23 protein-coding genes are annotated in these 26,235 nt (G+C 64.6%); 18 read left to right on the top strand and 5 right to left on the bottom strand.

The genetic code is table 11. From position 1 onward, the window contains the following. Window positions 1-16 precede the first annotated feature (16 nt). Together ACFY3D_RS35910 and ACFY3D_RS35905 are read right to left on the bottom strand one after the other, a co-directional pair. Window positions 17-196, bottom strand: a complete 180-nt coding sequence (locus tag ACFY3D_RS35910; protein WP_389988303.1) for a hypothetical protein — start codon at window positions 194-196, stop codon at window positions 17-19. Window positions 197-283: 87 nt separating this feature from the next. After that, window positions 284-1,324: a trypsin-like serine peptidase gene (locus tag ACFY3D_RS35905; protein WP_389779559.1), complete on the bottom strand. Its 1,041-nt coding sequence runs from the start codon at window positions 1,322-1,324 to the stop codon at window positions 284-286. A gap of 449 nt (window positions 1,325-1,773) precedes the next feature. Here ACFY3D_RS35905 and metH point away from each other — a divergent pair, with 449 nt between their 5' ends. After that, window positions 1,774-5,478, top strand: coding sequence for a methionine synthase (gene metH / locus ACFY3D_RS35900; protein ID WP_389988301.1), 3,705 nt, complete (start codon window positions 1,774-1,776; stop codon window positions 5,476-5,478). 314 nt (window positions 5,479-5,792) lie between these two features. Here the strand turns inward: metH and ACFY3D_RS35895 are convergent, their stop codons facing one another. Then, the gene (locus tag ACFY3D_RS35895) at window positions 5,793-6,200 is read right to left on the bottom strand and encodes an ATP-binding protein (protein WP_389988299.1); all 408 of its coding nucleotides are present in this window, start codon (window positions 6,198-6,200) and stop codon (window positions 5,793-5,795) included. Then, window positions 6,197-6,475: a hypothetical protein gene (locus tag ACFY3D_RS35890; RefSeq protein ID WP_350948764.1), complete on the bottom strand. Its 279-nt coding sequence runs from the start codon at window positions 6,473-6,475 to the stop codon at window positions 6,197-6,199. Before ACFY3D_RS35890 ends, ACFY3D_RS35895 begins: the two co-directional genes overlap by 4 nt. A 230-nt stretch (window positions 6,476-6,705) precedes the next feature. Between ACFY3D_RS35890 and ACFY3D_RS35885 the strand changes: the two genes are divergently transcribed. The 10 genes from ACFY3D_RS35885 to ACFY3D_RS35840 all read left to right on the top strand — a co-directional run bounded on the left by ACFY3D_RS35885 (window position 6,706) and on the right by ACFY3D_RS35840 (window position 14,934). After that, entirely contained in the window at window positions 6,706-7,563 is an 858-nt protein-coding gene (locus tag ACFY3D_RS35885) for a helix-turn-helix domain-containing protein (protein ID WP_389988296.1), read from the top strand. 32 nt (window positions 7,564-7,595) lie between these two features. Further along, window positions 7,596-7,799, top strand: a complete 204-nt coding sequence (locus tag ACFY3D_RS35880) for a DUF397 domain-containing protein (protein WP_389988449.1) — start codon at window positions 7,596-7,598, stop codon at window positions 7,797-7,799. Window positions 7,800-8,104: 305 nt separating this feature from the next. Beyond that, window positions 8,105-8,758 carry a DUF433 domain-containing protein gene (locus ACFY3D_RS35875; protein ID WP_389988446.1) on the top strand — a complete coding sequence of 218 codons (654 nt, stop codon included), beginning with the start codon at window positions 8,105-8,107 and terminating at the stop codon, window positions 8,756-8,758. Next, window positions 8,739-9,194: a DUF5615 family PIN-like protein gene (locus tag ACFY3D_RS35870; protein WP_389988293.1), complete on the top strand. Its 456-nt coding sequence runs from the start codon at window positions 8,739-8,741 to the stop codon at window positions 9,192-9,194. The genes ACFY3D_RS35875 and ACFY3D_RS35870 overlap by 20 nt, the downstream gene beginning before the upstream one ends. Window positions 9,195-9,517: 323 nt before the next feature. After that, a complete protein-coding gene (locus tag ACFY3D_RS35865; protein WP_389988290.1) occupies window positions 9,518-10,756 on the top strand; it encodes a DNA-processing protein DprA in 1,239 nt (412 codons plus the stop codon). Window positions 10,757-10,761: 5 nt separating this feature from the next. Then, complete coding sequence (locus tag ACFY3D_RS35860; RefSeq protein WP_389988287.1) at window positions 10,762-12,117, top strand: AAA family ATPase; 1,356 nt, start codon at window positions 10,762-10,764, stop codon at window positions 12,115-12,117. After that, the gene (locus ACFY3D_RS35855; RefSeq protein WP_389988284.1) at window positions 12,054-12,596 is read left to right on the top strand and encodes a hypothetical protein; all 543 of its coding nucleotides are present in this window, start codon (window positions 12,054-12,056) and stop codon (window positions 12,594-12,596) included. The genes ACFY3D_RS35860 and ACFY3D_RS35855 overlap by 64 nt, the downstream gene beginning before the upstream one ends. A gap of 321 nt (window positions 12,597-12,917) precedes the next feature. Further along, on the top strand, window positions 12,918-13,232 hold the full coding sequence (locus ACFY3D_RS35850) for a hypothetical protein (RefSeq protein ID WP_389988281.1): 315 nt from the start codon (window positions 12,918-12,920) through the stop codon (window positions 13,230-13,232). 370 nt (window positions 13,233-13,602) lie between these two features. Beyond that, the gene (locus ACFY3D_RS35845; protein ID WP_389988278.1) at window positions 13,603-13,941 is read left to right on the top strand and encodes a hypothetical protein; all 339 of its coding nucleotides are present in this window, start codon (window positions 13,603-13,605) and stop codon (window positions 13,939-13,941) included. An 81-nt stretch (window positions 13,942-14,022) separates the two neighbouring features. Next, on the top strand, window positions 14,023-14,934 hold the full coding sequence (locus ACFY3D_RS35840; protein WP_389988275.1) for a BTAD domain-containing putative transcriptional regulator: 912 nt from the start codon (window positions 14,023-14,025) through the stop codon (window positions 14,932-14,934). 247 nt (window positions 14,935-15,181) lie between these two features. Here ACFY3D_RS35840 and ACFY3D_RS35835 read toward each other — a convergent pair whose 3' ends face one another. Beyond that, complete coding sequence (locus ACFY3D_RS35835) at window positions 15,182-16,978, bottom strand: condensation domain-containing protein (protein WP_389988272.1); 1,797 nt, start codon at window positions 16,976-16,978, stop codon at window positions 15,182-15,184. A gap of 185 nt (window positions 16,979-17,163) precedes the next feature. Between ACFY3D_RS35835 and ACFY3D_RS35830 the strand changes: the two genes are divergently transcribed. The 7 genes from ACFY3D_RS35830 (at window position 17,164) to hutH (ending at window position 26,231) form a co-directional block, all read left to right on the top strand. Beyond that, entirely contained in the window at window positions 17,164-18,408 is a 1,245-nt protein-coding gene (locus ACFY3D_RS35830; RefSeq protein WP_389988269.1) for an MFS transporter, read from the top strand. A 236-nt stretch (window positions 18,409-18,644) separates the two neighbouring features. Further along, on the top strand, window positions 18,645-19,334 hold the full coding sequence (locus ACFY3D_RS35825; RefSeq protein WP_389988266.1) for an O-methyltransferase: 690 nt from the start codon (window positions 18,645-18,647) through the stop codon (window positions 19,332-19,334). A gap of 295 nt (window positions 19,335-19,629) precedes the next feature. Then, the gene (locus tag ACFY3D_RS35820) at window positions 19,630-20,232 is read left to right on the top strand and encodes an O-methyltransferase (RefSeq protein ID WP_389988263.1); all 603 of its coding nucleotides are present in this window, start codon (window positions 19,630-19,632) and stop codon (window positions 20,230-20,232) included. A gap of 11 nt (window positions 20,233-20,243) precedes the next feature. Further along, entirely contained in the window at window positions 20,244-21,386 is a 1,143-nt protein-coding gene (locus ACFY3D_RS35815; protein ID WP_389988260.1) for a hypothetical protein, read from the top strand. Continuing rightward, window positions 21,364-21,582 carry a phosphopantetheine-binding protein gene (locus ACFY3D_RS35810; RefSeq protein WP_389988257.1) on the top strand — a complete coding sequence of 73 codons (219 nt, stop codon included), beginning with the start codon at window positions 21,364-21,366 and terminating at the stop codon, window positions 21,580-21,582. Before ACFY3D_RS35815 ends, ACFY3D_RS35810 begins: the two co-directional genes overlap by 23 nt. Before the next feature lie 16 nt (window positions 21,583-21,598). Continuing rightward, a complete protein-coding gene (locus tag ACFY3D_RS35805) occupies window positions 21,599-24,709 on the top strand; it encodes an AMP-binding protein (RefSeq protein ID WP_389988253.1) in 3,111 nt (1,036 codons plus the stop codon). Continuing rightward, window positions 24,681-26,231 (top strand): histidine ammonia-lyase, encoded by a 1,551-nt coding sequence (hutH, locus tag ACFY3D_RS35800; protein ID WP_389988250.1) that lies wholly within the window; start codon window positions 24,681-24,683, stop codon window positions 26,229-26,231. Before ACFY3D_RS35805 ends, hutH begins: the two co-directional genes overlap by 29 nt. Window positions 26,232-26,235 lie beyond the last annotated feature (4 nt).

The raw sequence follows: 26,235 nt of genomic DNA, 5'->3' as shown, positions 1-26,235 counted from the left end.
GCGGTCGGCGGGTGCCTCACACGACCGTGATCGGCTTGATCGGCTGCTCGCGGAAGTGGTCGCACCCGTCGGCCACGCCCGGCGGGACGTCGGGGCCGCGCTCCTCGCGGCACGCCGTCTCCGGCACCTCCCGCCCCGCGGGAGTGATCCCGCCGAGCGCGCTCCGCCGGTCGCGCTCGGCGGTGCCGCGCGCCACGTGACCGGCCGCCGCCGACCGTCGCGCCCCGCGGGAGCATGACACCGCGCCCGCCCCCGCGGGCGGACGCGGCGGGCACGGGGCCGTCTAGATGACGACGACGCCGGTCCAGAAGGCTTCGGCCTTCCGATAGACCTGGCACAACTCGGTGTCGAAGTACGGCGAGACGCCGGTGTCGTACCGGTTGTCGCCGTCGGTGTCGGAAACACTGATCGTGACGCCGTTGAGGTAGCCGGTACGGCTGTCGTCCGTGTAGCCGGTCAGCCACGAGGAACCGAGAGAACCCTCACCGGTGAACTGGGAGTCCACGCCGACGGGCCGGTCCATGGGGAGACCGGTGACGTTCATCGTGAGCGTCGGCCCGGTCGAGCGTTCGAGTGTCTCGCCCGTGTGGGGCCGGTCACCGTCGGGGTGGGGGCCGGCGGGGTATCCGAAGACGTCGGCCGCGGGCGCGAGCGGCTGGTTGAACAGGATTCCCTGGGCGCCGACGTTGTCGGCCAGCGACCCGACATTGGTCAGCACGTCCGGGGAAGGAGAGGCAACACCGCGGTACACGTTGACGAAGGCGAGGTCGCGGTCGTAGTCGCGGACGTCGTCGAAGTCCTGGTGAACGAAGCCGACCTTCCCGACGTACAGCCCGAACGGGGCGGTGCCCTCGGAGTAGGCCGGGACGAAGACCCAGTTGGCGAGCGTACCGGCTGGGGCCTCGGTGTCCAGCAGGCAGTGACCCGCCGTCGCGACGGCGTTCCGATACCTTGTGTGCACGACCGTGCCGGTGCACCAGTGCGGCTGGAGGTCGCTCCCGACGAAGAACACCTTGCCCGAGGTGGTGGGCATTCCCCCTTCCGGCGAGGCCGGTCCCTCCAGCGGCGGGATGGAGTACCGGGGGCCGTCCGGGACGATGTCCGTGCTCAGGCGTTCCCCGTCGGCCGCGGTCCGCACGGCGTACGGTGTGGCGTTCCTCAGGTTGGCGGCCCCGTCGGCGAACCAGAATCTCGCGACCTGCTGGGCCTCCGTCGTGGTGGGGGCCAGCCGGACCATCACCACGCTCGCGGCCTGCGCCGGTGTGACGACGGTGGAACCCAGCACGCTCAGACCGACACCCAATGCGATCAGTGCACGTCTCAAGCTTGATCTCCGATCCAGTCATGGGCGTCTTCGCGCCCTGTAGGTGTGGAGAACCGGCCGGTCGGCCCGGCCGGTGAACAGCAAGATCGTAACTTTGACCGCGACCTGTTTCCAGAAGTTTTAGATCACATGTTCGATACGGGGAGGGGGGTGGGTCGTCGTCGCACGGCTTCGGAAACTCCGACCACGGCCCCGGCGCGCCGGCCGGGATCAGCGTGTGGCTGAGCGCGGCCGAGGACACCCCCTGACGACCGTCCTCGCTCGCTCGGGGCGTTTCATGAGGGTATGTGGGCAGGGTTTTTTCAAATAGTGGACTGTTGTTTGGCGTCTCGTCTCAACCCTCGGTACCCTTGATCTCAAGGTCGAGAGGCGCTGCAACGGGCTCGGGTCCGCCACGCTCGGCCCTGATCTTCCGGTAAGGGCGCCTCCCACAACAGGGAGGTGGACCGATGAACGGATCCTTGAAGCACGTCGGCGAGCACGAGGGTGACTCCGCCTCGCACACATCCGGTGACGGCGCGCGTTCCGCGGACGGCGTCCAGGGAGCCGAGGCCCGCGCGCGGGCACTGCGCGAGCTTCTCGGGCAAAGAATCCTGGTGCTCGACGGAGCCTGGGGCACGATGCTGCAGGGGGCCTCGCTCACCCCGGCCGACTACCGCGACGATCGCTTACTCGACCATCCGCGTGACGTGACCGGCGACCCGGACCTGCTGAACCTGACGCGCCCCGACGTCATCCTGGACATTCACCGCCAGTACCTCGCGGCCGGCGCGGACATCACCACCACCAACACCTTCACCGCCACCAGCATCGGCCAGGCCGACTACGGGCTGGAGTCGCTGGTGCGGGAGATGAACCTGCGCGGCGCCCAGCTGGCCCGCCAGGCCGCCGACGAGGCGGGCGGACGCTTCGTGGCCGGTTCGATCGGCCCGCTGAACGTCACGCTGTCGCTCTCCCCGCGCGTCGAGGATCCCGCCTACCGGGCGGTCTCGTTCGACGAGGTCCGCGCCGCCTACGCCGAGCAGATCAGCGCGCTCGCCGAGGGCGGGGTCGACCTGCTCCTGATCGAGACGATCTTCGACACGCTCAACGTGAAGGCCGCGATCACCGCCGCGCGCGAGGTCGCCCCGCACCTGCCGCTGTGGATCTCGGTGACGATCGTCGACCTGAGCGGGCGCACGCTGTCGGGACAGACCGTCGAGGCGTTCTGGAGTTCGATCCGGCACGCCGAACCGCTCCTGGTCGGTGTGAACTGCTCGCTGGGCGCCGAGGAGATGCGCCCGCACGTCGCCGAGCTCGCGCGCCTCGCCGACACCTACGTCGCCTGCCACCCCAACGCGGGCCTGCCCAACGCGTTCGGCGGCTACGACCAGACCCCGGACGAGACCGCGGCGCTGCTCGACGAGTTCGCCAAGGCGGGAATGGTCAACGTCGTCGGCGGCTGCTGCGGGACCTCACCCGCGCACATCGCGAAGATCGCGTCCGCCGTGTCCGGCCTGCCGCCCCGCCAGGTGGCCGAACCCGCGGCCCGCACCCGCTTCAGCGGCCTGGAGCCCTTCGAGATCGGCCCGGACACCGGGTTCGTCATGATCGGCGAGCGCACCAACGTCACCGGCTCGGCGCGCTTCCGTCGCCTCATCGAGGCCGACGACCACCAGGGCGCCGTCGACGTCGCACTGGAGCAGGTACGCGGCGGCGCCAACCTGCTCGACGTCAACATGGACGCCGACCTGCTCGACAGCGAGCAGGCGATGACCACCTTCCTGAACCTGATCGCGACCGAGCCCGAGGTCGCCCGCATCCCGGTCATGATCGACAGCTCGCGGTGGAGCGTGCTGGAGGCCGGTCTCAAGTGCGTGCAGGGCAAGGGCGTCGTCAACTCGATCAGCCTGAAGGAGGGCGAGGAGGCGTTCCTGCGGCAGGCGCGGATCATCCGCGACTACGGCGCCGGCGTGGTGGTCATGGCCTTCGACGAGCAGGGACAGGCCGACACCGTCGAGCGCAAGGTGTCGATCTGCGCCCGCGCCTACGACCTGCTGACGCAGAAGGCCGGGTTCGCCGCCGAGGACATCGTGTTCGACCCCAACGTGCTCGCCGTCGCCACCGGCATCAGCGAGCACAACGGGTACGCCAAGGCGTTCATCGAGGCTCTGCCGCTGATCAAGGAGCGCTGCCCCGGAGCGCTGACCAGCGGCGGCATCTCCAACCTCTCGTTCTCCTTCCGAGGCAACGACATCGTGCGCGAGGCGATGCACTCGGCGTTCCTGCTGCACGCGGTGCGCGCCGGCCTCGACATGGGCATCGTGAACGCCGGGCAGCTCGCGGTCTACCAGGACATCCCCGCCGACCTGCTCGAACTCGTCGAAGACGTGATCTTCGACCGGCGCGAGGACGCCACCGACCGGCTCGTCGCCTTCGCCGACACGGTGAGCGGGTCCGGCACCCGCCGCGTCGTGGACCTCGCCTGGCGCGAGGCCCCGGTGGAGGAGCGCCTGTCGTACGCCCTCGTACACGGCATCGTCGACTTCATCGAGGCCGACACCGAAGAGGCCAGGCAGCAGCGGGCACGCCCCCTGGAGGTGATCGAGGGGCCGCTCATGGACGGAATGAAGATCGTGGGCGACCTGTTCGGGTCGGGCAAGATGTTCCTGCCGCAGGTGGTCAAGAGCGCGCGGGTGATGAAGCGCTCGGTCGCCTACCTCGAGCCCTTCATGGAGGCGGAGAAGGAGCAGGCGCGGCTGGAAGGACGCCTCGACACCAGCCGGGGTCAGGGGAAGGTGGTGCTCGCCACCGTCAAGGGCGACGTCCACGACATCGGCAAGAACATCGTCGGCGTCGTGCTCGGCTGCAACAACTACGAGGTCGTCGACCTCGGGGTGATGGTCCCCGCCTCGGTCATCCTGGACACCGCCGTCGCCGAGGGAGCCGACGTCGTCGGACTCTCCGGCCTCATCACCCCGTCACTGGACGAGATGGTCACCGTCGCCGAGGAGATGCGCCGCCGCGGGCTGAAGCTGCCCCTGCTGGTCGGCGGCGCCACGACCTCGCGCCAGCACACCGCGGTCCGCATCGCCCCCGCCTACGACCACCCCACGGTTCACGTGCTCGACGCCTCCCGCGTCGTCGGCGTCGTCTCCGACCTGCTGGACGCCGACCGTGCCGAGGCACTGGACGCGAGCAACCGCGCCGACCAGGAGCGCCTGCGCGAGCAGTACGCGAACAAGCAGCGCACCCCGCTGCTGAGCGTCGAGCGGGCCCGCGCGAACCCCGAGAAGGTCTCCTTCGAGGACCTGCCCGTCCCCGACTTCACCGGCATCCGCGTCGTGGAGCCGGAACTGGCCGTGCTGCGGGAGATGATCGACTGGCAGTTCCTCTTCCTCGCCTGGGAGCTGAAGGGCAAGTATCCGGCGATCCTCGACCAGCCGGTGGCCCGCGAGCTCTTCGACGACGCCAACACCATGCTCGACCAGATCATCGCCGAGGGGAGTTTCCAGGCCAAGGGCGCCTACGGCTACTGGCCCGCCCACTCCGAGGGCGACGACATCGTGCTCGAACACGGCCTTCGCCTGCCGATGCTGCGCCAGCAGACGGCCAAGCCCGACGGCCGACCCAACCGCTGCCTGGCCGACTACATCGCCCCGGCCGGAGACCACCTCGGCGGGTTCGCCGTGGCGATCCACGGCGCCGAGGAGCTCGCGGCCCGCTACGAGGCCCAGAACGACGACTACCGGTCGATCATGGTGAAGGCCCTCGCCGACCGCCTCGCCGAGGCGTTCGCCGAGCACATCCACCTGCAGGCACGGCGGGGCTGGTTCGAGCCGGACGCCGACCCCCTCATCGAGGACCTGCACGCCGAACGCTTCCGCGGCATCCGCCCCGCGCTCGGCTACCCCGCGAGCCCGGACCACAGCGAGAAGCGGGAGCTGTTCGACCTGCTGGACGCCGACCGCCTCGGCATGGGCCTGACCGAGTCCTTCGCGATGACCCCGGCCGCGAGCGTGAGCGGGCTCATCTTCGCCCATGAGTCGTCGCGGTACTTCACCGTGGGGCGGCTTGGCAAGGATCAGGTCGAGGACTACGCCGTGCGCCGCGGCCTGGACCTCGCAGAGGTGGAGCGCTGGCTGCGGCCCAACTTGGCCTACGACCCGGAGTGATCTGATCCGTCGGCCGGTGCCGTGGGGCGTTTACGGCCCCGGCCGACAGGATTCACCTCTAAAGCCAGGGAGGCTCTCCGGGACGGTTCCTGGCTGGAGCGGAGCCCAGTGCACGGGGGGCAGGCTTCAGCGGGGATCAGGGTGTCCCGGCTGCTGCTGAAGCAAGGGGGTATCGGGCGAGGGGAGGGGATTTTTTGGTCGTCCTTCCAGGTGTCTCGCTCGCCGTCGAGAGTGCCTGGGACGTCGTGGTCACCTGCCTGCTGCCTGGGTTGGTTGCGGGCCACGATGAACCGGAGGTCTGACCTTCGCAGTGGTCAGGTCTCGGAGAGTTGGAACCAGACCACCCGGCCGGTCGGGGTCTCGTACCAGCCCCAGGAGGCGGACAGTTCCTGAACCAGCCAGAGGCCGCGTCCGCTGCCGCTGTCGGGGTCGACGTCGGAGCAGATGCGGGGCGTCTGTCCTGTTGACCCGGCGTCGATGACATCGATGTGGAGCGTTCCATCTTGGTTGGTGACGGCGACGGAGACCCGGCCGTCGGGGTGGCGGCCGGAGTCGGAGTGGCGTACCGCGTTGGTGAAGAGTTCGCTGACCAGCAGTAGCGCGTCGTCGGTCTGTTTGTGGTCGATGCGGTCGAGCAGGTCGCGGACGTAGCGGCGGGCCAGGGGAACGGACTCCACCTCGGCAGGGAGGTCGGCCCGGCCCAGCGGCTCCGGCATCCTCATCGCGCCACCTCCAGGAGTCGCTCCGCCGCCATCCGCATCCTGCTCCGGCCCTGCCGGTCACGGTTCGCGCGGGCGGAGATCCGCTCCCAAGTGAACACCGAGGTACGGCCCCGCTGTGCGGTGACGACCCTCGACCGCCCTGGCGGCATGAAGATCTCCACACTCGGCCGACGGCCGGGCGAGAGCCGGACCACGGAGTCGAACCCGAGATCGTTCAACTCCCAGGCCAACTCCAGCAACTCACCACCCCACCCTTGAAGATCACGAATCTTCATCTTCCTGTCATCCCTCCGTCGGTCCTGAAGCCGCTCGGCGTTGGACGTGATGGGCCTGCGGCTTGCGCGGAACGGGCTACAAAGCCTGCGATTGCGACGTACTATCACTCTCGGTGAGCGAGCACGTGCTAAATCTGCACCTGCAAATCTGAACCTGCAAGCACTTTCGCACAACCAGTTAAAGATTCATTACGATGTGTGATCAAACAGGTGTCTTGGGAGGGAGACCCATGGCCAGCTTCTCGCCGACCGTCCGCCATCGACGACTGCTGCAGGAGTTGCGACAACTCCGCACCGCGGCCGGCCTCAAGCAGGAGGAAGTGGCTGATCATCTGAACTGGTCGACGTCGAGGATGACCAAAGTGGAAGGCGGGACGCTGCGGATCTCCGTCAACGACGTCCGGGCCATGTTGCAGCTCTACGGACTCCGTGAGGGCGCTGAGTACGACGCGCTCGTCCAGTTGGCGAAACAGGCGAAGGAGCGAGGGTGGTGGCATGCCTACAGCGATGTGATCCCGCAGTGGTTCCAGGTCTACGTAGGGCTGGAAGCGGAGGCGTCGTCACTTCGTAACTACGAACCCGAACTCGTTCACGGACTCTTCCAGACCGAAGATTACGCTCGCGCGATCTACCGGGCGGCACGGGTGACCGACGCACCCGACGAGATAGAGCGGCACGTCAGCCTGCGCATGGCTCGACAGAGTGTCATCACCCGATCCGAGCAGCCCATGAATTTCTGGGCGATCGTGAACGAGGCCGCTCTGCGTCGCCGCGTCGGTGGCGCCCGTGTCATGAAAGAGCAGCTCCAGCACCTCGCGGACATTTCGGCTCAGCCGAATGTGACCATCCAGGTCTTGCCCTATGTCATCGGCGCTCATGCGGCGATGCTCGGATCGTTCGCCATCCTGTCCTTCTCCGATGGAGCGAGTGAAGTCACCTACCTGGAGTACATAACCGGCAGTCTCTATCTGGAGAAGCCCGAAGAGATTCGGGCATATACGCTGGCATATGACCATCTGCGTGCTTCGGCTCTCGATCCTCGAGATTCAATCGATATGATCGCGAAGCTCGCAAAAGAAGATCTATAAACGCTGAAAGGGGCAAAGTGTCCCACGAAGAAATGGCTCTGGCGGTCTGGCGAAAGAGCAGCCTTAGTGGTGGGAACGGCGGCAGTTGCGTCGAAGTGGCCTCTTTGAACGGAGGACGTATAGGTGTTCGTGACAGCAAGGACCGGAGCGGGCCGGCGCTGACTTTCACCTCCACTGAGTGGCGAACCTTCATCAGCGGCATCAAGGACGGCTCCCTTGAGGATCCGGCCGCTTGACGGTCTATCCGAGGGATCAGCCACGGTCGCGGATTGGGCTGTCGAAGTGCTGTCTGTCGGCCGCGCCGTTGTGAAGAGTGCCGTTCCTGAGAGGGGGCGGCAACATGCCTGTGGCAGGCTTCGGGGCGTGCGTTATCGACTGGCAGGCTCGGGTGAGCGTCGGTGTCCTGAGGGTGACATCCGTGCTCCGCTGGAAGTTTCTGAAACGGCGGAGGCGAAGCAGCATAGTGCCTGACCTGCCAGGCGAGATTTGCGATGATGTCTCGGGCAGGGCTCGGATCACGGAGTGGGGGAGGGGTGAGGTGATGGCGTTCGACTCGAAGTTGGCGGCGGCGCTGTCGGGTGCCACGCTCCGTCAGCTCGCCCACTGGCGCAAGGCCGGAGTCAACCGTGGCGCGGTGCTGATCCCGGAGATTTCCAGCACCCGGCCCGTTCTCTATTCCTTCCGCGATGTCGTGGCGTTACGGACCTGCGTCAAGCTGCGCAATGACGCCTCGCTGCAGAAGATCAGGCGGGCGCTCGACACCCTCCGCGGCGACTTGCAGGAGCACGATCACCTTTCGTCATACACGCTGGTCGCCGACGGCAGCAGCATCTACCTGGCCGAGTCCGACCAGGCGGTCGACCTGGTCCGCAGGAAAGCCAACGTGGTCATCCACGAGATGGTCGATGTCCTGCAGCCGTTCTACCGCGACGGCAGACACATCCCGCCGCTGTTAAGGCCCCGTGCGCATGTGACGGTGAATCCGGCGGTTCGCGGCGGGGTGCCGGTGATCGAGGGCACTCGCGTCCCTTATGACGAGGTCGCCGCTCTCCTTCGAGATGGGCTCCCCCCGGAGCGGATCTCTGAGTACTACCCGAGCGTCACCCCTACGGCGGCTCTGGATGCCGCCGACTTCGCCGACTACGTCAATAGCTACGATCCCCCCAAGGAATCACGTGAGGCTGCTGCTGGATGAGAACGTGTCCCGGCCGCTTCACCAGGCCATCAACGCCTTCGTTCTGGGGCATGAGGTCGTCCATCTGCTGGATCTCGACCGCTGGTCCGGGACTCGGGACGAAAACCTCTACCCCCGAGCGGTGGCCGAGGGATTCCACGTCATCCTGACCAACGACGCCCGGCAGATGCAGCGCCCCCGAGAGGTCGAGGCGATCGCTACCTCCGGGCTGCACCGGGTCGAATACCCGCACAAGCACCCCGGCATGATCGGAATCGGCCTGGCGATCGCTACTGTCGCCGCCGGACTGCCCGCTGCCTTGAATCTCCTCACCGAGGCGGACGGGCAGCGCTTGGTGACCTTACGCGGCATCGACCCGGCCCCGGCCAGTCGCCTACGCGTCGTCGATCCCGCTGCCACTCCGCCCAAGTATTGGCCGAAGCTGTCGCAGGAATAACACTCTGATCGAATGGACCGATCCATGGCGGAATGCGCATTTGTCATTGGGGCTATTCCCGCGTGCGCGGGGAACACGTCCCCGGTCTACGAGTTCGTCGAGATTCCCTATGGAGCATCCCCACGTGGGGATGCTCCATAGGGAGGATGGGCTTTCTCACGACTTCAAGGTGCTCACCGCGCACGTGGGGATGCTCCGGATGATGGCGCCGCAGTCCGACCCGCGACCGCGCCGATGGCGACGGTGTCGTTCAAGGAGATGTGGTGAGACTCGGAAGCGTAAGCACCAGGGCATTGCTCTCGTTCACCGGTAGCAGCGGGAGTATGGTTCCAGAACTGCGTGAACGTGCCGCCCTGGTGGCGTTGTTGCGGTGTCCCGGGGCCAAGTGGCAGGACATCGGGCTTGAAGTGTTGGAAACCGGTAGTGCGGTGACGGCGCTCGAATCCCGGCGCAGGCTGCAGGAGACCCTGTTTCCCGCGTCCGATCCCGTGGTGTCCGCGATCACGGATGCGGCGGAGTCAGTGGAGAGTTGGGAAGAAGCGGGTATCGGGGTTCACGCCTGCTTTGACCTTGACTACCCGAGCAGGCTGCGCAGCATTCACCAGATGCCTCCGCTGCTGTTCTCGCGAGGCGATCTCGTTGAGGATCAGCGGGCGATCGCCGTCGTCGGCACTCGCCAGGCGAGTGAGCGAGGTTTGCGGATCGCCTCATCGGTGGCGAGGGAGCTGGCTCTGAACGGTGTGACCGTGGTCGGTGGGCTCGCCAGGGGCATCGACACCGCCGCGCACCAGGCGGCGCTCGAAGCCCATGGCCGTACGGTGGCCGTGATCGGAACCGGAATCAACCGGTTCTATCCGAACGAGAACCGCGCACTGCAGGAGCGAATCGCTCACGAAGGCGCGGTGATCAGCCAGTTTTGGCCGGACGCGCCGCCCAGCAAGCAGAGCTTTCCGATGCGCAACGCCGTGATGAGCGGTTACGCGGCGGCCACGGTGGTGATCGAGGCGCCATGGAAGAGCGGGGCGCGGATCCAGGCTCGGCTGGCCCTTGAGCACGGCCGCCCCGTGGTGATGCCCGACCAACTGCTGGAACACGACTGGGCCCGGGAGTACGCGAAGAAGCCCGGAGTTCATGTGGTCTCCAGCCTTGAGCAGTTACTGTCGGTGGTCGAGCAAGTGATCTCCGATCTCCAAGCCGGCCCTGATGCTCTTCCGGAGGCCCCCACCTTGTCTGGAGCAGTTGATCCCTGGGATGCCGTCCGCGCACGTGTCGCCCAGCAAGTCCACTACCTTCGCAATCCCCTCAAGCCCGCGCCTTCGATCTGTTACGTCTGCTGCGGTCCCGTCACCGGTCCATGGAGCCGTTGTTATCCCTGCGAACAGCACCTGAAGGCCGCTCAGTCCGGCGTCGCCGATGTCGTGGTCCCCATTTCCTACGCGGTCAAGGGAGCCCAGCACGCGCACGGCCTGGCCGCGTACAAAGCGGTGAGGGTTCCGCCGCTGGAGATCCGGGAAAACCTGCTTGATCTGCGCTGGTTCGTGGGTCCAATGTGCACGGGGTGAGCCTGGTGGGGGATTGGCTGGCGGAGGGATACTGCTCGCTTCCGGCCTCCAAGCTTCGAGAGCTGCCGCCGGGGGCGACGCAGGAGGCGATCCGGGCGGCGGTGGACGAGGACTACGCGCATGGCTCGTACAACGACCGGTTGAAGAAGACCGCCGAGTTCCACGCTTTCCTGTCGCGGATGCGCGAGGACGATCTGGTGCTCAGCAACGACGGGGGAAAGGTCTACCTCGGCTGGATAAAAGGTGGCCCGGCGTTCCGGGCGAGTGTGGAGAACCGGGCCAACCTGCAGCGGCCGGTCGAATGGTCGAACCCGCAGGCACCGCTCGACTTCGCCGACGACCTGCCGGATGCGATTTCGGCGAAGCTGGCTACGCAGCACGACGTGCTTGACCTGACGGAGTTCGCCGAGGAACTGGAGGCGCTGGTCGGGTCCGAGACGGCCAAGACGACGGTCGTCCGGGACCTGGTGCTGCCGGATGTCGATGCCGAGCTGGCCGAGGAGTTGCTCGTCGACCGAGACTGGTTGCAGGAGTGCGTGGAACTGCTCCGCGACCGCCCGCAGCTGATCTTCTATGGGCCGCCGGGGACCGGGAAGACCTACCTCGCGCAGCATCTCGCCCAGTTCCTGGTGGGTGGGAAACCGGAGAACGTCAAGCTTGTGCAGTTCCACCCGGTCTACTTCTACGAGGACTTCTTCGAGGGCTTCCGGCCGGTGCAGACCGCGGATGGGCAGGGCGTGACGTTCAAGCCGCTGCCCGGTCCGCTGCTGCGCCTGGTAGATGCCGCGCGGCAGCACCCCGAAGAGCCGTATGTCCTGATCATCGATGAGATCAACCGGGGCAACCTCGCGAAGATCTTCGGTGAGCTGTACTTCCTGCTGGAGTACCGGGATAAGGCGGTCGACCTGCTGTACTCCTCGGCGGAGGGGACCGGTCAGGCGTTCACGCTGCCGGAGAACCTGGTCATCATCGGCACGATGAACACCGCCGACCGCGCGCTCCGGCGGGGAGTGTTGCAGGGGTATCGGGAGGTGGAGGAGGCGCTGCCGGTCCTCCGGGGCCGGATCAGAGAGGCCGACCAGATCCGCCGACGGTACGGGCTGCCGTTGCCCGTCGAAGTCCGCTACGACGACTACACCGTCGACATCGCGGAGAACCGGCTGCTGCTGCCCGGCTTGGCCGTACCGACCCGCAGGACGCTGCGGCACGTCATCGCCAGGCTGGCGGGCGTCAGTGCGGCGGCGCCGGGGCCTGACATCCCACCCGGATCAACGCGCGCTACCAGACCGCCCTCGGCTTGGCGGAACTCGTGCTCCGCGGCGCCTCCTACGAGCTGGACGACGGTACGTCGATCCGGGTGAACGGGCTGCTGGTGGAGATGTGGCGGGTGTTCGAGGACTTCGTCACCGTGGCCCTGGCCGAGGCGTTTCGCCCGTACGGCGGACGCACCGAATCCCAGGACCGGCGTCACCACCTGGACCACGGCCGCCGAGTGCCACTGCGGCCCGACCTGATCCGCTACGTCATCGACTCCACCGGCAGGGAGATCCCGGCCACGGTGCTGGACAGCAAGTACAAGGTCTCCGCTGACAGTGCCGACCTCTACCAGATGCTGGCGTACTGCACAGCACTCGGCCTCGATCGCGGCCATCTGGTGTACGCCACGGGGGAACCGCACCGGCACGTGGTACGCGGCACGAGGACCGAGATCACCCAGGACACCATCGACTTGACCTTGTCCCCTAACGAACTGCTCGGTTCCGTAGAGCGTCTCGCCAAATCCATCGTCGGTCTTGGCCTCCCTGACCCGACTCATCAGCCCGTCGTTCCCAGCTGCTGACCGTCGGCCCGCATGCGTGCGTCTAGACCGACGCGCTGACGTAGAAGGTGCGTGAGAGAGGCCGGGACGATGAACGTGCACGCCTTGGCGCAGGGGACTTCTACTCAAAGCGGTGGCGAAAGACCGACTGGTGGGCGGGGCCAAGCCTAGCCCTCAGCGGCGCCGAAAAGGTTGCGTCCTGGCTCGTCTACTCATTCCCGCCACCACCGCTGTCGACCATGTGCTGTCCTGGTTGCATTTCCGACTCGTTCATCAGAGCCGGGCATTGATCAGCCACTACCGCAGCCGAGGCGACCCCCTACCTCAAGATCTGCGAATGTAGTGCCGGCGTTCCCCGGGAGGTTCGGCTCGATCGAAGACGCCCGTGTCTTCTGCGAACAGTTCTTTGATTATTACAGCAATGAGCATCGTCATTCGGGCATCGCGATGCATGGCCCGGCGTCCGTGCACGACGGCACCGCCGTCAAGATCCACGCCAAGCGGATCGCCACGCTGAACGCGGCCTTCCTGGCCCGCCCCGAACGGTTCCGTGGTCGACGCCCCTACCCGCCGTCGCTGCCCGCCAGGGTATGGATCAATAGGTCACTCACGACCCTTCAGGCCAATACCTCACCACAAACCACAAAAGTAAACTGATGTCTCATTGGGTTTGACAGGCACCGCGGACCACGCAAGGGAAAAAGCGCCCTTCCTGAACGGCAAACCATGAGCCATGATGTCAATGGCGCGCTCGAACGGTCGGGCCAGTAAAGGGGACCAGTAAAGGGGATTCGTCACATGAACCCGCTCGATGACGCCCAACCCGCCCTCGAATCCGAGCTATTTGATCTCGGTAGAGTTTCACTGACGGTACTGCGAGGAATGCCCCTTGCCGCACTCGGACCGACCCTGCCACATGTCGTTGAGGAAGCCGAGGACCCAACCAGAAGCAAGACCTCCTGCTCGAACGCAACCGGAGTTGGCTGACCCTCGGCTCGCCGCAGTCGATCACGCAGGAAGGCTTGCCATGCAGGCAGAATATCCTTTTGATGACCTGGACTTCCGAACGCACAAGGTTCCCCGGCGCGACTTCGATCAACTGGCGCACGGGCAGGCGACGCCTCGCGTAGTCCGCGGGATTCGGCAGGCCGAACACAGCCGGCGCCTGCTGCGTGCGGTTGACGAGAAAGTCAAGAAGCGGCCGGACCTCATGGGTCCTCTGCCGCATCGGGACCGCGCCTGGGAGCTACCCGACCGGGTGGAGCAGGTTTCCCGCCGCACCCTCGATCTGGTGCTCGCCCATCCGTACACCGGAGCGTGGGCCGACTACACGACCCGGCTGTTGCGGGCCCCACCGCCCCTTTGACGGACCGCGACGATGGGGAGGACCGTCGGATCTGCCGGGCGACCACGGGACTGTCCGCCAAAACGCGGAATTTTCCACCTCGTGTCCATCAAGTCGAAAAGGCTTCGTGTTATGCATTTCAGGATCCTTGGTTCGCTCGATGTTTCACTTGATCGAATTGCTCTGCAATTTCCGCACGGCCGCCAGCGAACCATATTAGCGATGCTACTCATGCAGGTAGGAAATCTCGTATCGCTCAACCGGATCACTGAGGGGATATGGGGAGAGGATCCACCCGTCACCGCCAAGGGCCAGATCCAGACCTGCATATCCGCCTTGCGGCGTCAGCTGCGGAAATTCGGCGAAGATCATGTGATCGTCACCAATCTGGTAGGCTATACCATCCATATTCCCGCCGAGTCGCTCGACTCTGCTGTATTCCGCCGGATGATCAACTCCGGCCGGGAGCTGGCTGCTGCCGGGAAGGTTAGGGATGCAGCAGCCGAGCTTCGTGCCGCTCTCGCGCTGTGGCGCGGCACGGCGGTCGCCTCGGACGTCGAGAGCGGGGTGGTCAGAACGATGGCGATTCGGCTTGAAGAGGAACGAATCAGGACCACCGAAGAGTGTATCGAGCTTGAGCTCAAACTCGATCGGCATCACGAACTCGTAGCCGAGCTGAGTGAGCTCGTCAGAGCTTACCCACTGCGCGAGCCGCTGAGAGCGTTGCACATGCTCGCCCTGTACAGGTCAGCCCGGCAAGCAGACGCCCTTGAATCATTCCAGGAAATCCGGGCCATCCTCAGAGAGGAACTTGGCCTGGAGCCATCCGACCATCTTGATAGGATACACAAGTCCATTCTGAAACGGGAAAATTCGCTTACAACCGCGCCCTGGAATGGTCTCGGATCGGAATCCACAGGCAAGGTTGGCACCATTATCCCCCGACAGCTTCCCAAGGCCGTTACGTTCTCGGCCGGTGAGACTGCTGCGTCCCTGGGGCGGGTGACCCAGTAAGGGCGCCCCAGTACGGAGATGACAAACGCGACCCCTGATGATCGTCGGTTGTCTAAGCCAGTCGATCAAGAACAGGGGCCGCGTTCGCGTGCCATCATCCCCGATCGACGTGCTCTCCAGCCACCTGGAGCACGTCGCCCTCCCCGCCCCAGCCGCTGACCTGCATACGCCGGCCGAGGTCCTCGATTCCGTGCCCGACCCGCGCAGCCGCCGGGGACGCCGCTACAGGCTCGGCCCGCTGCCGGCGTCAGCCCTGCTCGCTGTGCTCAGCGGGGATGCCCGCGCCCCTTCCCGTCCCTGCACTTGCCCCTGCCGGCCAACCGATGGGGTCGTCAACGCCGACCGAAACCGCCTCGCATATAACGTAATAGCGCGGCGTCATCGCTGACGGGTGTGCGGATAGCATGGCCATGCACCGTGCGTGAGCTTGTTCCGGCGTGCGGACGGAATCGGAAGCCTCGACGTACGCCACAAGCGGTTCGCCGGCTACCTGTGAAAAAATCCGCGCCTTGGCTGGTGCGAACGCGTCATCGAGAAGTCTCTGGATTTCAGTCAGCTCAACCCACTGGGCATCGGCCTTCACCCAGTTCGAGTCCCGGCGGACTGGCTCCATCTGAAGGACATCGATTATACCCTCGTGATCGAGGTTGCCGCCGGCTGCTGCTACCAGGAGGCGCTCAATGGCCTGCAGCAACGATATCAGGTGTTCCGTCGGCACTCGGCCGATGTCGGAACTCCAGCCACAGAGTTCCACCTCGCCTTCCAGCCTGGAAACATCGAATCGGACGGGTGTTGCCAGACGGTACGGCATAGGGTAATGGCGCAGTTGAGTCCGACTCAGCATGGCGGTCATGTGCTCGGGCGATGGTGCACGTTCATTCATTGGTATACCGCTTTCGATGACACTACAGTTGTAGATGGCCTCGAAATAGAAATAGACGCCGCGGTCATGCGATATCCGGTTGTGGATTTTTTCGAGCTCATAGACGTCGTAAACGCTGTGCATGCAACCTTCCAGCATGCCACGCCATGCCTGCCTTACCAATTCATCGAAGCTCGCAGAGCCGACATCGATAGCGGCGATGCCTGTTTGAGCAAGCGTACCGACGTAGTCGTAAAGGTGGCGCTCAAAGCGGTTTGAGGGCATCACGGGAAAGACTATCTCGCGATAGCCGGTACGCACTGAGAGCACGGCGCACAACGCGGCGAGCAGGCAGCTGGACCGGCTGGTTCGCGTGCGTGCGCTCACGCACTGCACGGCTAGTGCAGCGGCTGGTGATGACATGTAGACGCCCACCGTGTCGTCAGCGTTCGCCTCTGTGAGCTCGGACCCCGCGGAAGGCGTCAGGTAGAGAGGCGAGGGCATTACGGCAAGATTGCTGCTCCAGTATTCCAGCGCTCTATGACGTTTCTGACATTCACGCTCCGAGCGCTCGAGTTCCGCCTGATCCAAAGGCTGATGACGGGGCGGTCCTATGACTCGAGCAGCAGAATCGCTTATCAGTTCAGCCAGCTCATGCTCAAAGATTCGCGCGGCTGCCCTATCCACAGCCATGTGAGATAACTCCAGGAAGCCTGCGCATACCACTTCAGCGCTCATGGCCAGGGCAACTCGCAACTGTTGGCCGGCCAGCCGCTGCCCATCAGGCTGTCTTGGGGCTGTGATCTCCAGGTGCCTGGCGAGCTCGGCTTCAACGTCAACCCGATTGGCTCGGCCGCCTTCCAGCGAATAGATGTCAACCATCAATGTGCCAACGGAGGAAACACGCTGACATGGCTGCGGTCCGGCGGTGAAGGACGTCCGCAGCACTTCATGGCGGGCGATCAGGATGGCAAGGCTTTCAGTGACATCCTCCACACTCGCCGTTCCACTCAGGCTGATGGCACACGTTACGACAGGATACGGACGACCCTCTACCGAACTGGAATCATTAATCCACTTCAGAATGTTGAGCTGACCTATAGTCAGTGGTCCTTGCCGGGTGGTCTCGGTCGAGAAATGTACGGGTACTGAAGATCGCGGTGTAAGTTTGATGACTGACATACCACTTCTCCACACACGCTCACGGCGTGCAAGAATTGATGGTTCGACCATCGCCTTTGACTATTACTAGCGCAGGCATCTGTAATCGTCAATAAGCCAGAGAAACACCTTGACATCATGAACTGACGTACGATTATGTCTTCGCGTATGGCTGATGTGGTCATGCTTCCGAAAGGAGCGGCCAGGTGAGCGTCAACAAGGGGGTCAAACCGATCGGGTTCTTGATGAGGAATCCGAACTTCGGGACGTTGCTGGTCGTCAACCTGGTCTCGTCGCTGGTGGGATCGGGCGTGGGCATCGCCTTGAGCGTCCATATCTACCAGCTCACCCAATCGCCGATCTGGACAGCCGTGCTCGCGGCGGTCCCGACCGTGGCCGGGTTAGCCTTCGGGCACCTGGCCGGGAGTGTCGCGGACCGCTGGGGCAACCCCCTGCGGATCATACGGATCGCGCTCTTCCTGCGGGTGCTGGTACTGGTGGCCGTCTTCGCACTCGCCGACTCGCCGCTTGGCCTCGTCTCCGCGGTGTTCGCCCAAGCGGTCCTGCAGCAGCTCTACATTCCCGCCGAGCAGGTGCTCATTGCCGACTACGTCACCGCCGAGGACCTGGCCGAGGCCAACGGCCTGAATTCGTTCGCCTCCAATGCCACCAGGCTGGTTGGGCCGGCGCTCGGTGGGTTCGTCATGGGATGGGCCGGATTCCGCTGGACGGCCATCGGGGTGACGACGCTGATGCTGCTGTCCGCACTGCTCAGCCTGCTCCTGCGGGGCTCCAGGCGGAAGACGCCGACCGCCGGCGGCACGGTGGAGGAAGGCGAAGAAGGCGGCGGCGGGTATCTGGCGATGCTTCGACGCAGCCGTCGCGTCCGGGGCTTGGTACTCCTGCAAGTCCTTGACGCGATCAAGGAGGGGCCGCTGTCTTCCCTGTTTCCAGTGCTGATGCTGGGCGTGATCGGCGCCACGTCCGGGCAGATGGGCCTGGTCAACAGCGCGTTCGCGGTCTCGGCCGTGATCGCGGGCCCGGTGATCGGCACGGTGGTCCGCCGACTGGGGTACCGTCTTCCTGTCCTGCTCGGCGCCGCGATCTCCAATGGCGCGATCCTGGTGCTGGCGATCTGGCCGTCGCTGCCGCTGGCGCTGATCGCCTTCGTCGTGTCCGGGCTGCCCTTCACCATCTCCTGGGTGGGCGGGCAGACCTGGCTGCTGCTCAGCACGCCGCGCTCGCTGCGCGGCCGGATCGTGGGTACGACCGGCGCCATCTACGCCGGGGTGTCGCTCGTCACCATGCTCGCAAGCGGCGTGCTGGCGGAATGGTTCGGCCCGCGCTGGGTCATCGGCCTGGGATCCTTCATCGCGCTGGCAGGCCTGATCGCCGTCACCGCACTGCTCGACGAACGCTGGCAGCCGACCAGCACCAGCCAGGCGGCATAGACCACACCCGCGAAGTGACCAAGACGCCCCCGCCTCTGCCTGAGAGTCAGCCAGGGAGCTGTCAACTGGAAACTGCGAATTTGTTGTCCTGCCGGGCAGGACAACAAACATGCCGCGACGTTCCGCTACCTCGGAAGCCGACCTGCTGTCACGAGGGAAGGCTCTTCTGAGGCTGCCTCAGCGCTGGCATCACCAAAGCGTTGACAGCGGTAGATTTCGGAGGCCAACATTTCGACATGGACATGTCGATGCCTCCAACGGGGCTCAATTCTGCTCTGTTCTCCGACTCGGGAATCAGCGATCAATCACGTATTCAATCGCTCATGGAGGACATATTCCGGCATGTGCAAGGGCGCGCAAATGTATTGGATGACCGGGTTAGCTGCCTGTCCCAGGTCCTGTATCTCATGTATCTGGCGCGTGCCCGGAAGGCCATTTCCATAGCCGAGATAGGTTTTAGTATCGGCTTCTCGAGCATCGCCTTCCTTGAAAGCTCGCCCCAGGCGAAGGTCACATCCTTTGAAATCAACACCGAGACCTACGCCGGCTCGGCAAAGGAGTTCATCGACTCTCGTTACCCGGGTCGCCATCGCCTGATCTACGGAGATTCTACGCAAACGGTTCCGGCCTTCCAGGTAGCCGGCCCGATGGATGGTTTCGATCTCGTCTTCTTCGACGGAGGCGACGAGTACTCGTGCGTGAAGGCGGACATCGCGAACGCTCGACGGCTGGCCAAGCCAGGCGCCGCGCTCGTGGTCGATGGCATGACTCCCTGGTTCAAGTGGGGAATCGGCCCGACGACCGCATGGGAAGAGGCGGTCCGAGATGAAATCGTCACCCCGCTCGAGTACGTGTCCGACGCGCTTGCCGTCAGCCGGCTTCAGGGACCGACCGAGCGCGCGTGGGCAGTTGGACAATACCGGTAAGCGAAGGACCGCCAAGATCGGCGACGGTAGCAATATGTCCGCTTCCGGATGATCGATTTCCGAGTGACGCTGCGCAAATAAATCACTCCATCCCTACCGGGGGTACCTCGGTAGGGATTCTTGCTATGACGGCTCTTTTCGAAGTTTCCTCAGCGCCGGCAGCACCGAGGTGTTGACAGCGGAAGCTTTAAAAAGCCAACATTGCCGTATGGACATGTCGATGCCTCCAACGGGACTCAAGTCTGCCCTATTCCCTGACTCGGGAATCAGCGATCGATCACGTATTAACTCGCTCATGGAGGACATATTCCGGCATGCACAAGGGCATGGAAGCGCATTGGGCGAAGGAATTAGCTGCCTGTCCCAGGTCCTGTATCTCATGTATCTGGCGCGTGCCCGGAAGGCCATTTCCATAGCCGAGATAGGTTTCAATATCGGCTTCTCGAGCATCGCCTTCCTCGAAAGCTCTCCCCAGGCGAAGGTCACATCCTTTGAAATCAACACCGAGACCCACGTTAAGTCGGCAAAGGAGTTCATCGACTCTCGTTACCCGGGTCGCCATCGCCTGATCTACGGAGATTCCACGCAAACCGTTCCGGCCTTCCAGGTAGCCGGCCCGATGGATGGTTTCGATCTCGTCTTCATCGACGGAGGCCACGAGTACTCGTGTGCGAAGGCGGACATCGCGAACGCTCGACGGCTGGCCAAGCCAGGCGCCACGCTCGTGGTCGATGACATGATTCCTTGGTTCAAGTGGGGAATCGGCCCGACGACCGCATGGGAAGAGGCGGTCCGAGATGAAATCGTCACCCCGCTCGAGTACGTGTCCGACGCGCTTGCCGTCAGCCGAATTCAAGGGCCGGCCGAGCGCGCATGGGTAGTCGGACAATATCGGTGAACAGGGTAGAGGTGGAACACGTCGAGGATTTGCGGCGTCACCGCACAATTTTGCCGGTGACAACGAATCCCAGCGTCCGGGCGTACCAGCCGTATGCGTACCCGGTCTCCATCATCGAGGCGCATGCCCCCAAGAACCGTGACTGGATTCTCTCGAACTTCATACACCTGGCCTATGATGAGCACCCGATAGAGTCCCCGTCGTTGTGCTTCTATTCCTATGATTTCGCGGCCAATCCGTATCTGCACACTATCAGGGCAGACCGTGAGTGGATGCAAAGGTGGATCGGCCGCAGCTTCGCCGAGTTCGTTCATGCACAGATTCTCGATGGCTGGTATATCTACGCGTTTGTCGATGAGTTCTTTATTCCGAGACGGCCGACGCACGGGAAGAGTCCTTTTCATCACGACGTTCTTGTCCATGGATCAGACAGTGATGCAGGGATTGCGTATCTACTGGGTTACGACGAGTCGATTCGATTTGAAACCACCCGTGTTTCATGGGCGGAGCTTGACGCCGCTTACGAATCCTGCGTGAACGCGGACCGGCCGTGGACGCGATCATTCATTCTCTTCAAATTCAATGAAATGGCATCCTACCGGTTCGACCCACGGTTTGTGGTTGCTGAGATCGAGCTTTTTCTCGCTTCTGGGAATCCGGGTCGAGCTACCCAGGGTCTGGTCATGCCGGACGATCGCCTGTACGGCGTAGCGGCGCTTGAAGCGTACCGGGACGAGCTCCTGGACACGCCGCCCGAAGAAGATGCGGGGCTCGATCTCCATGCCCCGCGGGCGCTGTTCGAGCACAGCAAATTGATGTCCGAGCGGTTGCAGTTGCTGCTCGGCGATGATCTATGGCAACGCCATATCAGCGAACGATACAGCACGGTACTTCGATTTTATTCTGCTCTGCCCGTGGCGGTATTCAGTGCAAAGCAGAACAACGACCGCTCGGCACTGCATCGACTGATGGCCGAATTTCCCGAGGTCATCAGGCAACAGACAAGTGCGGTGACGGATGCACTGGACTGTCGACACGCCGGCTTCAGGCACGCGGAGCGCAGGGAAGAGCCGATGAGCCGTGATCGCGGCGATATGACTAATTCGCGTTACTCGACAAAGGACGCTGACGATGCGGGCGCGCAAGGTTCTTGAACAAGAGTTCCGCGAAGTGACTGGTCGCGAGCTGACGGACATGACGGTAGACGTATTCGGGCTTGGTCTCGACTCGCTAGGCATTCTTTCCCTGCTGGGAGGGCTGCGGGAGGCGGGATACGACGTTTCACTGGACGACCTGATGTCCGCGGCCAGCATGAATGAATTCGTGGCGACGATGGCGAACGCCGAGTGACCGGGGGGAAGCCATCATGATCAGCTCCGGTCCGGACGGACGGGCGGCGCTGGCCACGATCTTGGATGAGCGGATCCGTCGTGGAGTCGCCGAGACAGCCTTGGTGGACAGCACAGGCAATGTCTTGTCGTACGCCGACCTCGGTGCCCTTGCCTGCACATGCGATGAGTTCTTCGGTCAACGGCACGCGGAACGGGTCGCCATCGTCGGTGCGGCGTCGATTGAGGTCAGCGCGTTGATCGCGGCATGTTTCTGGGCGGGGCGGACCTTCATGGTCATCGACGACCAGGAAAGCAACGCCGTGCGGCGGCGGCTCATCGATCAGTTCGCCGCCGACGTGGTCCTCCTGGCCGGCCCATCCGCCGAAACCACGCCTGCGAACCTGATGGATGAACCGGTCACCGTTACCGGGCGGGACCTGAGTGAAGTCGCCCGGCAATGGGATGACCATGCTGTGCTCAAGCACAGCGAACGCATGGCGGTGCGGACACCGCAGGCGGCGGCATACTGTGTTCGGACTTCTGGCACGACAGCGGACCCGAAGCTGATCGAGATGAGTCGTGCGGCGATCGAGTCCTACTGCGCGGAGTTCAACGGCAGATATGGCCTCGCGCCGGGCCACCGCCTGGCGCTGTGGGCGGCCCCCACCTACGACGCCCTCTACTGCCAGCTGATCTCGGCCCTGGCCAGTGGCGCGACAGGCGTTGTCGCGCCGATGTCCATACGCAATGACGGGGACGCGGTGCTTCAGTGGCTGAGAGAGGCGCGCATCACCCACTTTGAGACCACTCCGTCGATCCTGAGGCGGGTGGCGTCCGCTGCGGTGCGGCCCGGGGCGTCGTGGCCGCCGCACCTGACGGAGGTGATGTGCAGCGGCGAGTGGTTCGACCCGCAAGTGGCAAGGCAGGTCTTCGACGCCGCGGAGCGCTGCGGGGCCAAGGTCGGACTGCACAATGAATACGGTCCTTCGGAGTGCATTCTGCTGACCTGGCACCAGATCACCCTGGAGGACGCAGACTCGGGCGACATTCCGGTTGGTAAAGCGATCGCAGGACGGACACTGTCCATCGAGCCGTTGGACGGCCGATCCGGATCCTCAGCGCAACACCCCGGCGAGATCGTGGTGGAGTCCGAGCACCTATGTCGCGGATACGGATCGGAGCAGGCCGGCTCGCTTGTGGCTTTCCCGGCACCCAATGGCGTCCCGGTCTTTCGGACAGGGGATCTCGGCTATCTGGACCACCGTGGTCGTCTGCGGTTGTCGGGACGGCGCGATCGAACCGTGAAACGACGCGGTGTACGGATCAATCTCGACCAGGTGGAGGCGGTGCTCCACGCGCTCCCGGCCGTGGGGCAGGCGGCCGCTCGAGCCGACGAGGCAGACGGGCAGGTGATGATCCACGTCTGGATCGTGCCGTCCGACAGCCGCCTCGATCGTGCCGCGGTCCTGACGCAGATCACCGAGACGGTGGAGGTCCGCCTTCTGCCCGACCGGGTGGTGATCCGTCCATACCTGCCGCGCCTGCATTCCGGGAAGGTCGACTACCGGTCGCTCAAGGTAGCCGACTCGGGCGACGAACAGGTGGAGGTGACGGCGGATGAGACGACGCTGAAGGCGGTCGCCGCGGCGTTCGAGCGGGTACTGCCCGATGTGGCCATAACCGGCTCGACTGACTTTTTCGCCAGCGGCGGACACTCCCTCCTGGCGCTCGAGTTGAGCGCTCACCTGGAGCGCGACCTAGGAGTCAGGCTGACGATTCGTGACTACCTGGCCCACCCCACGGTCGCCGGGCTCGCCGGCGTGGTGGACCGCAACCGTCGTCAGACTCCGCGATCCGTATCGACCGCTGCCCCCGTAACCTTCGGTGAGGAGCTGACCTCCACCGAACGGCCGATCTGGGTGTGGAGTCAGATGTTTCCCGGCGACGGCGCACTGAACGTCGTCGGGGGATTCACCACGCATGCGGCCATCACCGAGCAGCGCCTCCGGCAAGCGCTGTCGGACTTGCTCAAGGACGTAGCCCAGCTGAGAGTCCGGTACGTCCTGGGCCGCGATCGCCCGCGACGGGTTTTGCACGCAGCAGGCGTTGCGCGGGTCGACGTACTCCAGACCTCCGCATCCGCCGACACCTTCCCTCAACCGGAGGTTGACAGCAGTGCGTACCAGCCGTTTGACGTCGGGGCGGATCAGCTGGTCCGGGCCATATTGGTCCGCTCGCGCACGGAGCCCGCACCGGTGGGCGTCTATCTGATCGCCCACCACCTGGTATGCGACGGAGTGAGCATGGGACTGCTCGTAGCGGAGCTGCAGCACCGCCTTGGCACACCGGAACGCCGGACATCGCTGTCTTCGCTGTGTGTGCTGCCCCCAACAAGACCGGATGCCTGTCTCGTTCAGTCCGCGGCAGGGCACTGGTCCACGGTCAGGCGTGGGCTGAAGGCTCAGCCTTACGACGAGCGGCTGCGCCCGAACGATGCCGCCGCGGGAGCGTCGGTGGTCGATTGGCGGCTGCCGACGCAGCCGATCAGGGAACTCGCGGACCGCCTGTCAGTGAGCCGGGCGGCTGTCCTCATCACGTTGATCGCCAGGGCGGTCGGCCGGGTGCTGGACCGGGACCAGGTTGTCGTCGAGACACCGGTCTCAACGCGGACTCCAGATGAGGTCCGCTCGATCGGCAATTACGTGGTCGACGTGCCCCTGCTGGTCGATGCTGCCGGTCAGGACACTACCCGCGTCATCGAAGCGGTTAACCGCGACCTGTTGGCGGCTGTCGACTTCGCCGCGCTGGTCCCGGGATTCGGCAGCGTACGGCCGGGACAAGGGTGGGCACCCGTCGGCGACGTCGTCGTCGTCCTGGAGGATCACGTGCCTGCGCCGGCTGTCGAGATCGACGGCGTGGCGAGTTCGGCTACGCAGCTCATCGGCTCGCCCCCGCGCCATGCCCTCGCGTGCTACTTCCGGGCCGGCGCACTGGCCGAGGACATCACCTGCGTCGTCACGGGCCGCTCCGACGGTGAAATGGCACGTGCACTGTGTGCTGAGGCCGACGCCACTCTCACCACCATGACGAAACAGTTCTCAATGAGGAGGTTCGGCGATGGCCAACGTCGTGATTCGGCCCGATGAACGCTGGGAACTCGAGCAGCTGATGGCCGGGATCGATCCCGGCAACACAGTGGTCCTGGCGGATGAGGTCACCGAGGCGATCAGACGTTCGTCCAAGTGGGTCGATTCGCTCGCCGCGAGACCCGAGTTGCTGTACGGCGTCAACTCCGGCTTCGGCGCGCTGGCCAACGTCCGCGTCCGGCCCGGCGAAGAGGCGGAACTCCAGCGTCGCCACATCCTCTCCCACGCATGCGGCATCGGGAGCGGTGCGCCCGTTGAAGTCGTCCGGATGATGCTTCTGATCAAGCTGCTGACCTTCCGCAACGGCTACACCGGCGTGTCCCTGGAGGTCGCGGAAAGCCTGCTGAGGATGCTCAACAACGGCATCCACCCCGTGGTACCCGAGCGTGGCACCGTCGGTGCGAGCGGAGACCTCGCACCCCTGTCCCACCTGGCGCTTCCCCTCCTGGGCCTCGGCCAGATCATCCTGGACGGCCAGGTGTGCGACACCAAGGACGTCGAGGAGCAGCTGGGCCTGGGCCGGGTAGAGCTCGGTCCCAAGGACGGTCTCGCGCTGACCAACGGGACCCAGTACATCTCGGCCGTCGCGGTGATCGAACTGCGGCGCCTCCTTGAGCTCGCGCGCTCGGCCGACCTGATCGCGGCGATCAGCACCCAGGCATTCAGTTGCGCCGACAGGTTCTTCCACGAGCGATACCACCGCGATTCGGGGAACCGGTGGCGGGCGGTGGTCGCCAAGAACCTCTCCCACTACACCCGCGGCGGAAACCACGCAGCCTTGGACTCCGCTGCACCGTCGATGCAAGATCCCTACTCGTTCCGATGCATTCCTCAGGTCCACGGGGCCGTGCGCGAGCACATCGCATACGCCCAGAACTCGATCCTCAGCGAGATCAACACGACCGCCGACAACCCGTTGTTCTTCGTGGATGACGACCTGGTGCTCATGGGCGGCAACCTGCACGGCGAGTCGGTCGCCATGGCCGCGGACATGCTCGGCATCGCCGCCACCGAGCTTGCCGCCATCTCCGAGCGCCGGACCTACCAGCTGCTGTCCGGACGCCGCGGTCTCCCGGACTTCCTCACCGAGGATCCCGGCGTCAACTCCGGGCTCATGATCAGCCAGTACTCCGCTGCGGCGCTGGTAAGCGAAGCCAAGACCCTGGCGCACCCCGGCAGCGTCGACTCGATTCCAACCTGCCAACTGCAGGAAGATCACGTGAGCATGGGTGGCACCTCCGTGCTGAAGCTGCGGCAGATCGTGGACAACCTGGAGAACGTGCTGGCCATCGAGTTGATGACCGCATGCCAGGCCGCCGATCTCAAAGCCGGGCTGGTCCTTTCCCCCGCAGTCCGCGGCGCACACGAGCTTTACCGCACACGAGTGCCCCGGCTCAAGGACGACCGCGTCTTGGCCGACGACATCGAGCAAACCCGCCAATTCATCCGGCACGACCTGGCCGGCGACCTTGTCGCGGAACAGGCCGCCGCAGCCGGTGCTCGAGAAGAGGCGGGTCGATGAGGCC

The organism is Streptosporangium sp. NPDC000509, from assembly GCF_042898365.1.
Lineage (GTDB): Bacteria > Actinomycetota > Actinomycetes > Streptosporangiales > Streptosporangiaceae > Streptosporangium.
The sequence above is the reverse complement of the archived record's forward strand: the minus strand, read 5'-3'. Positions and strand labels throughout refer to the sequence as shown.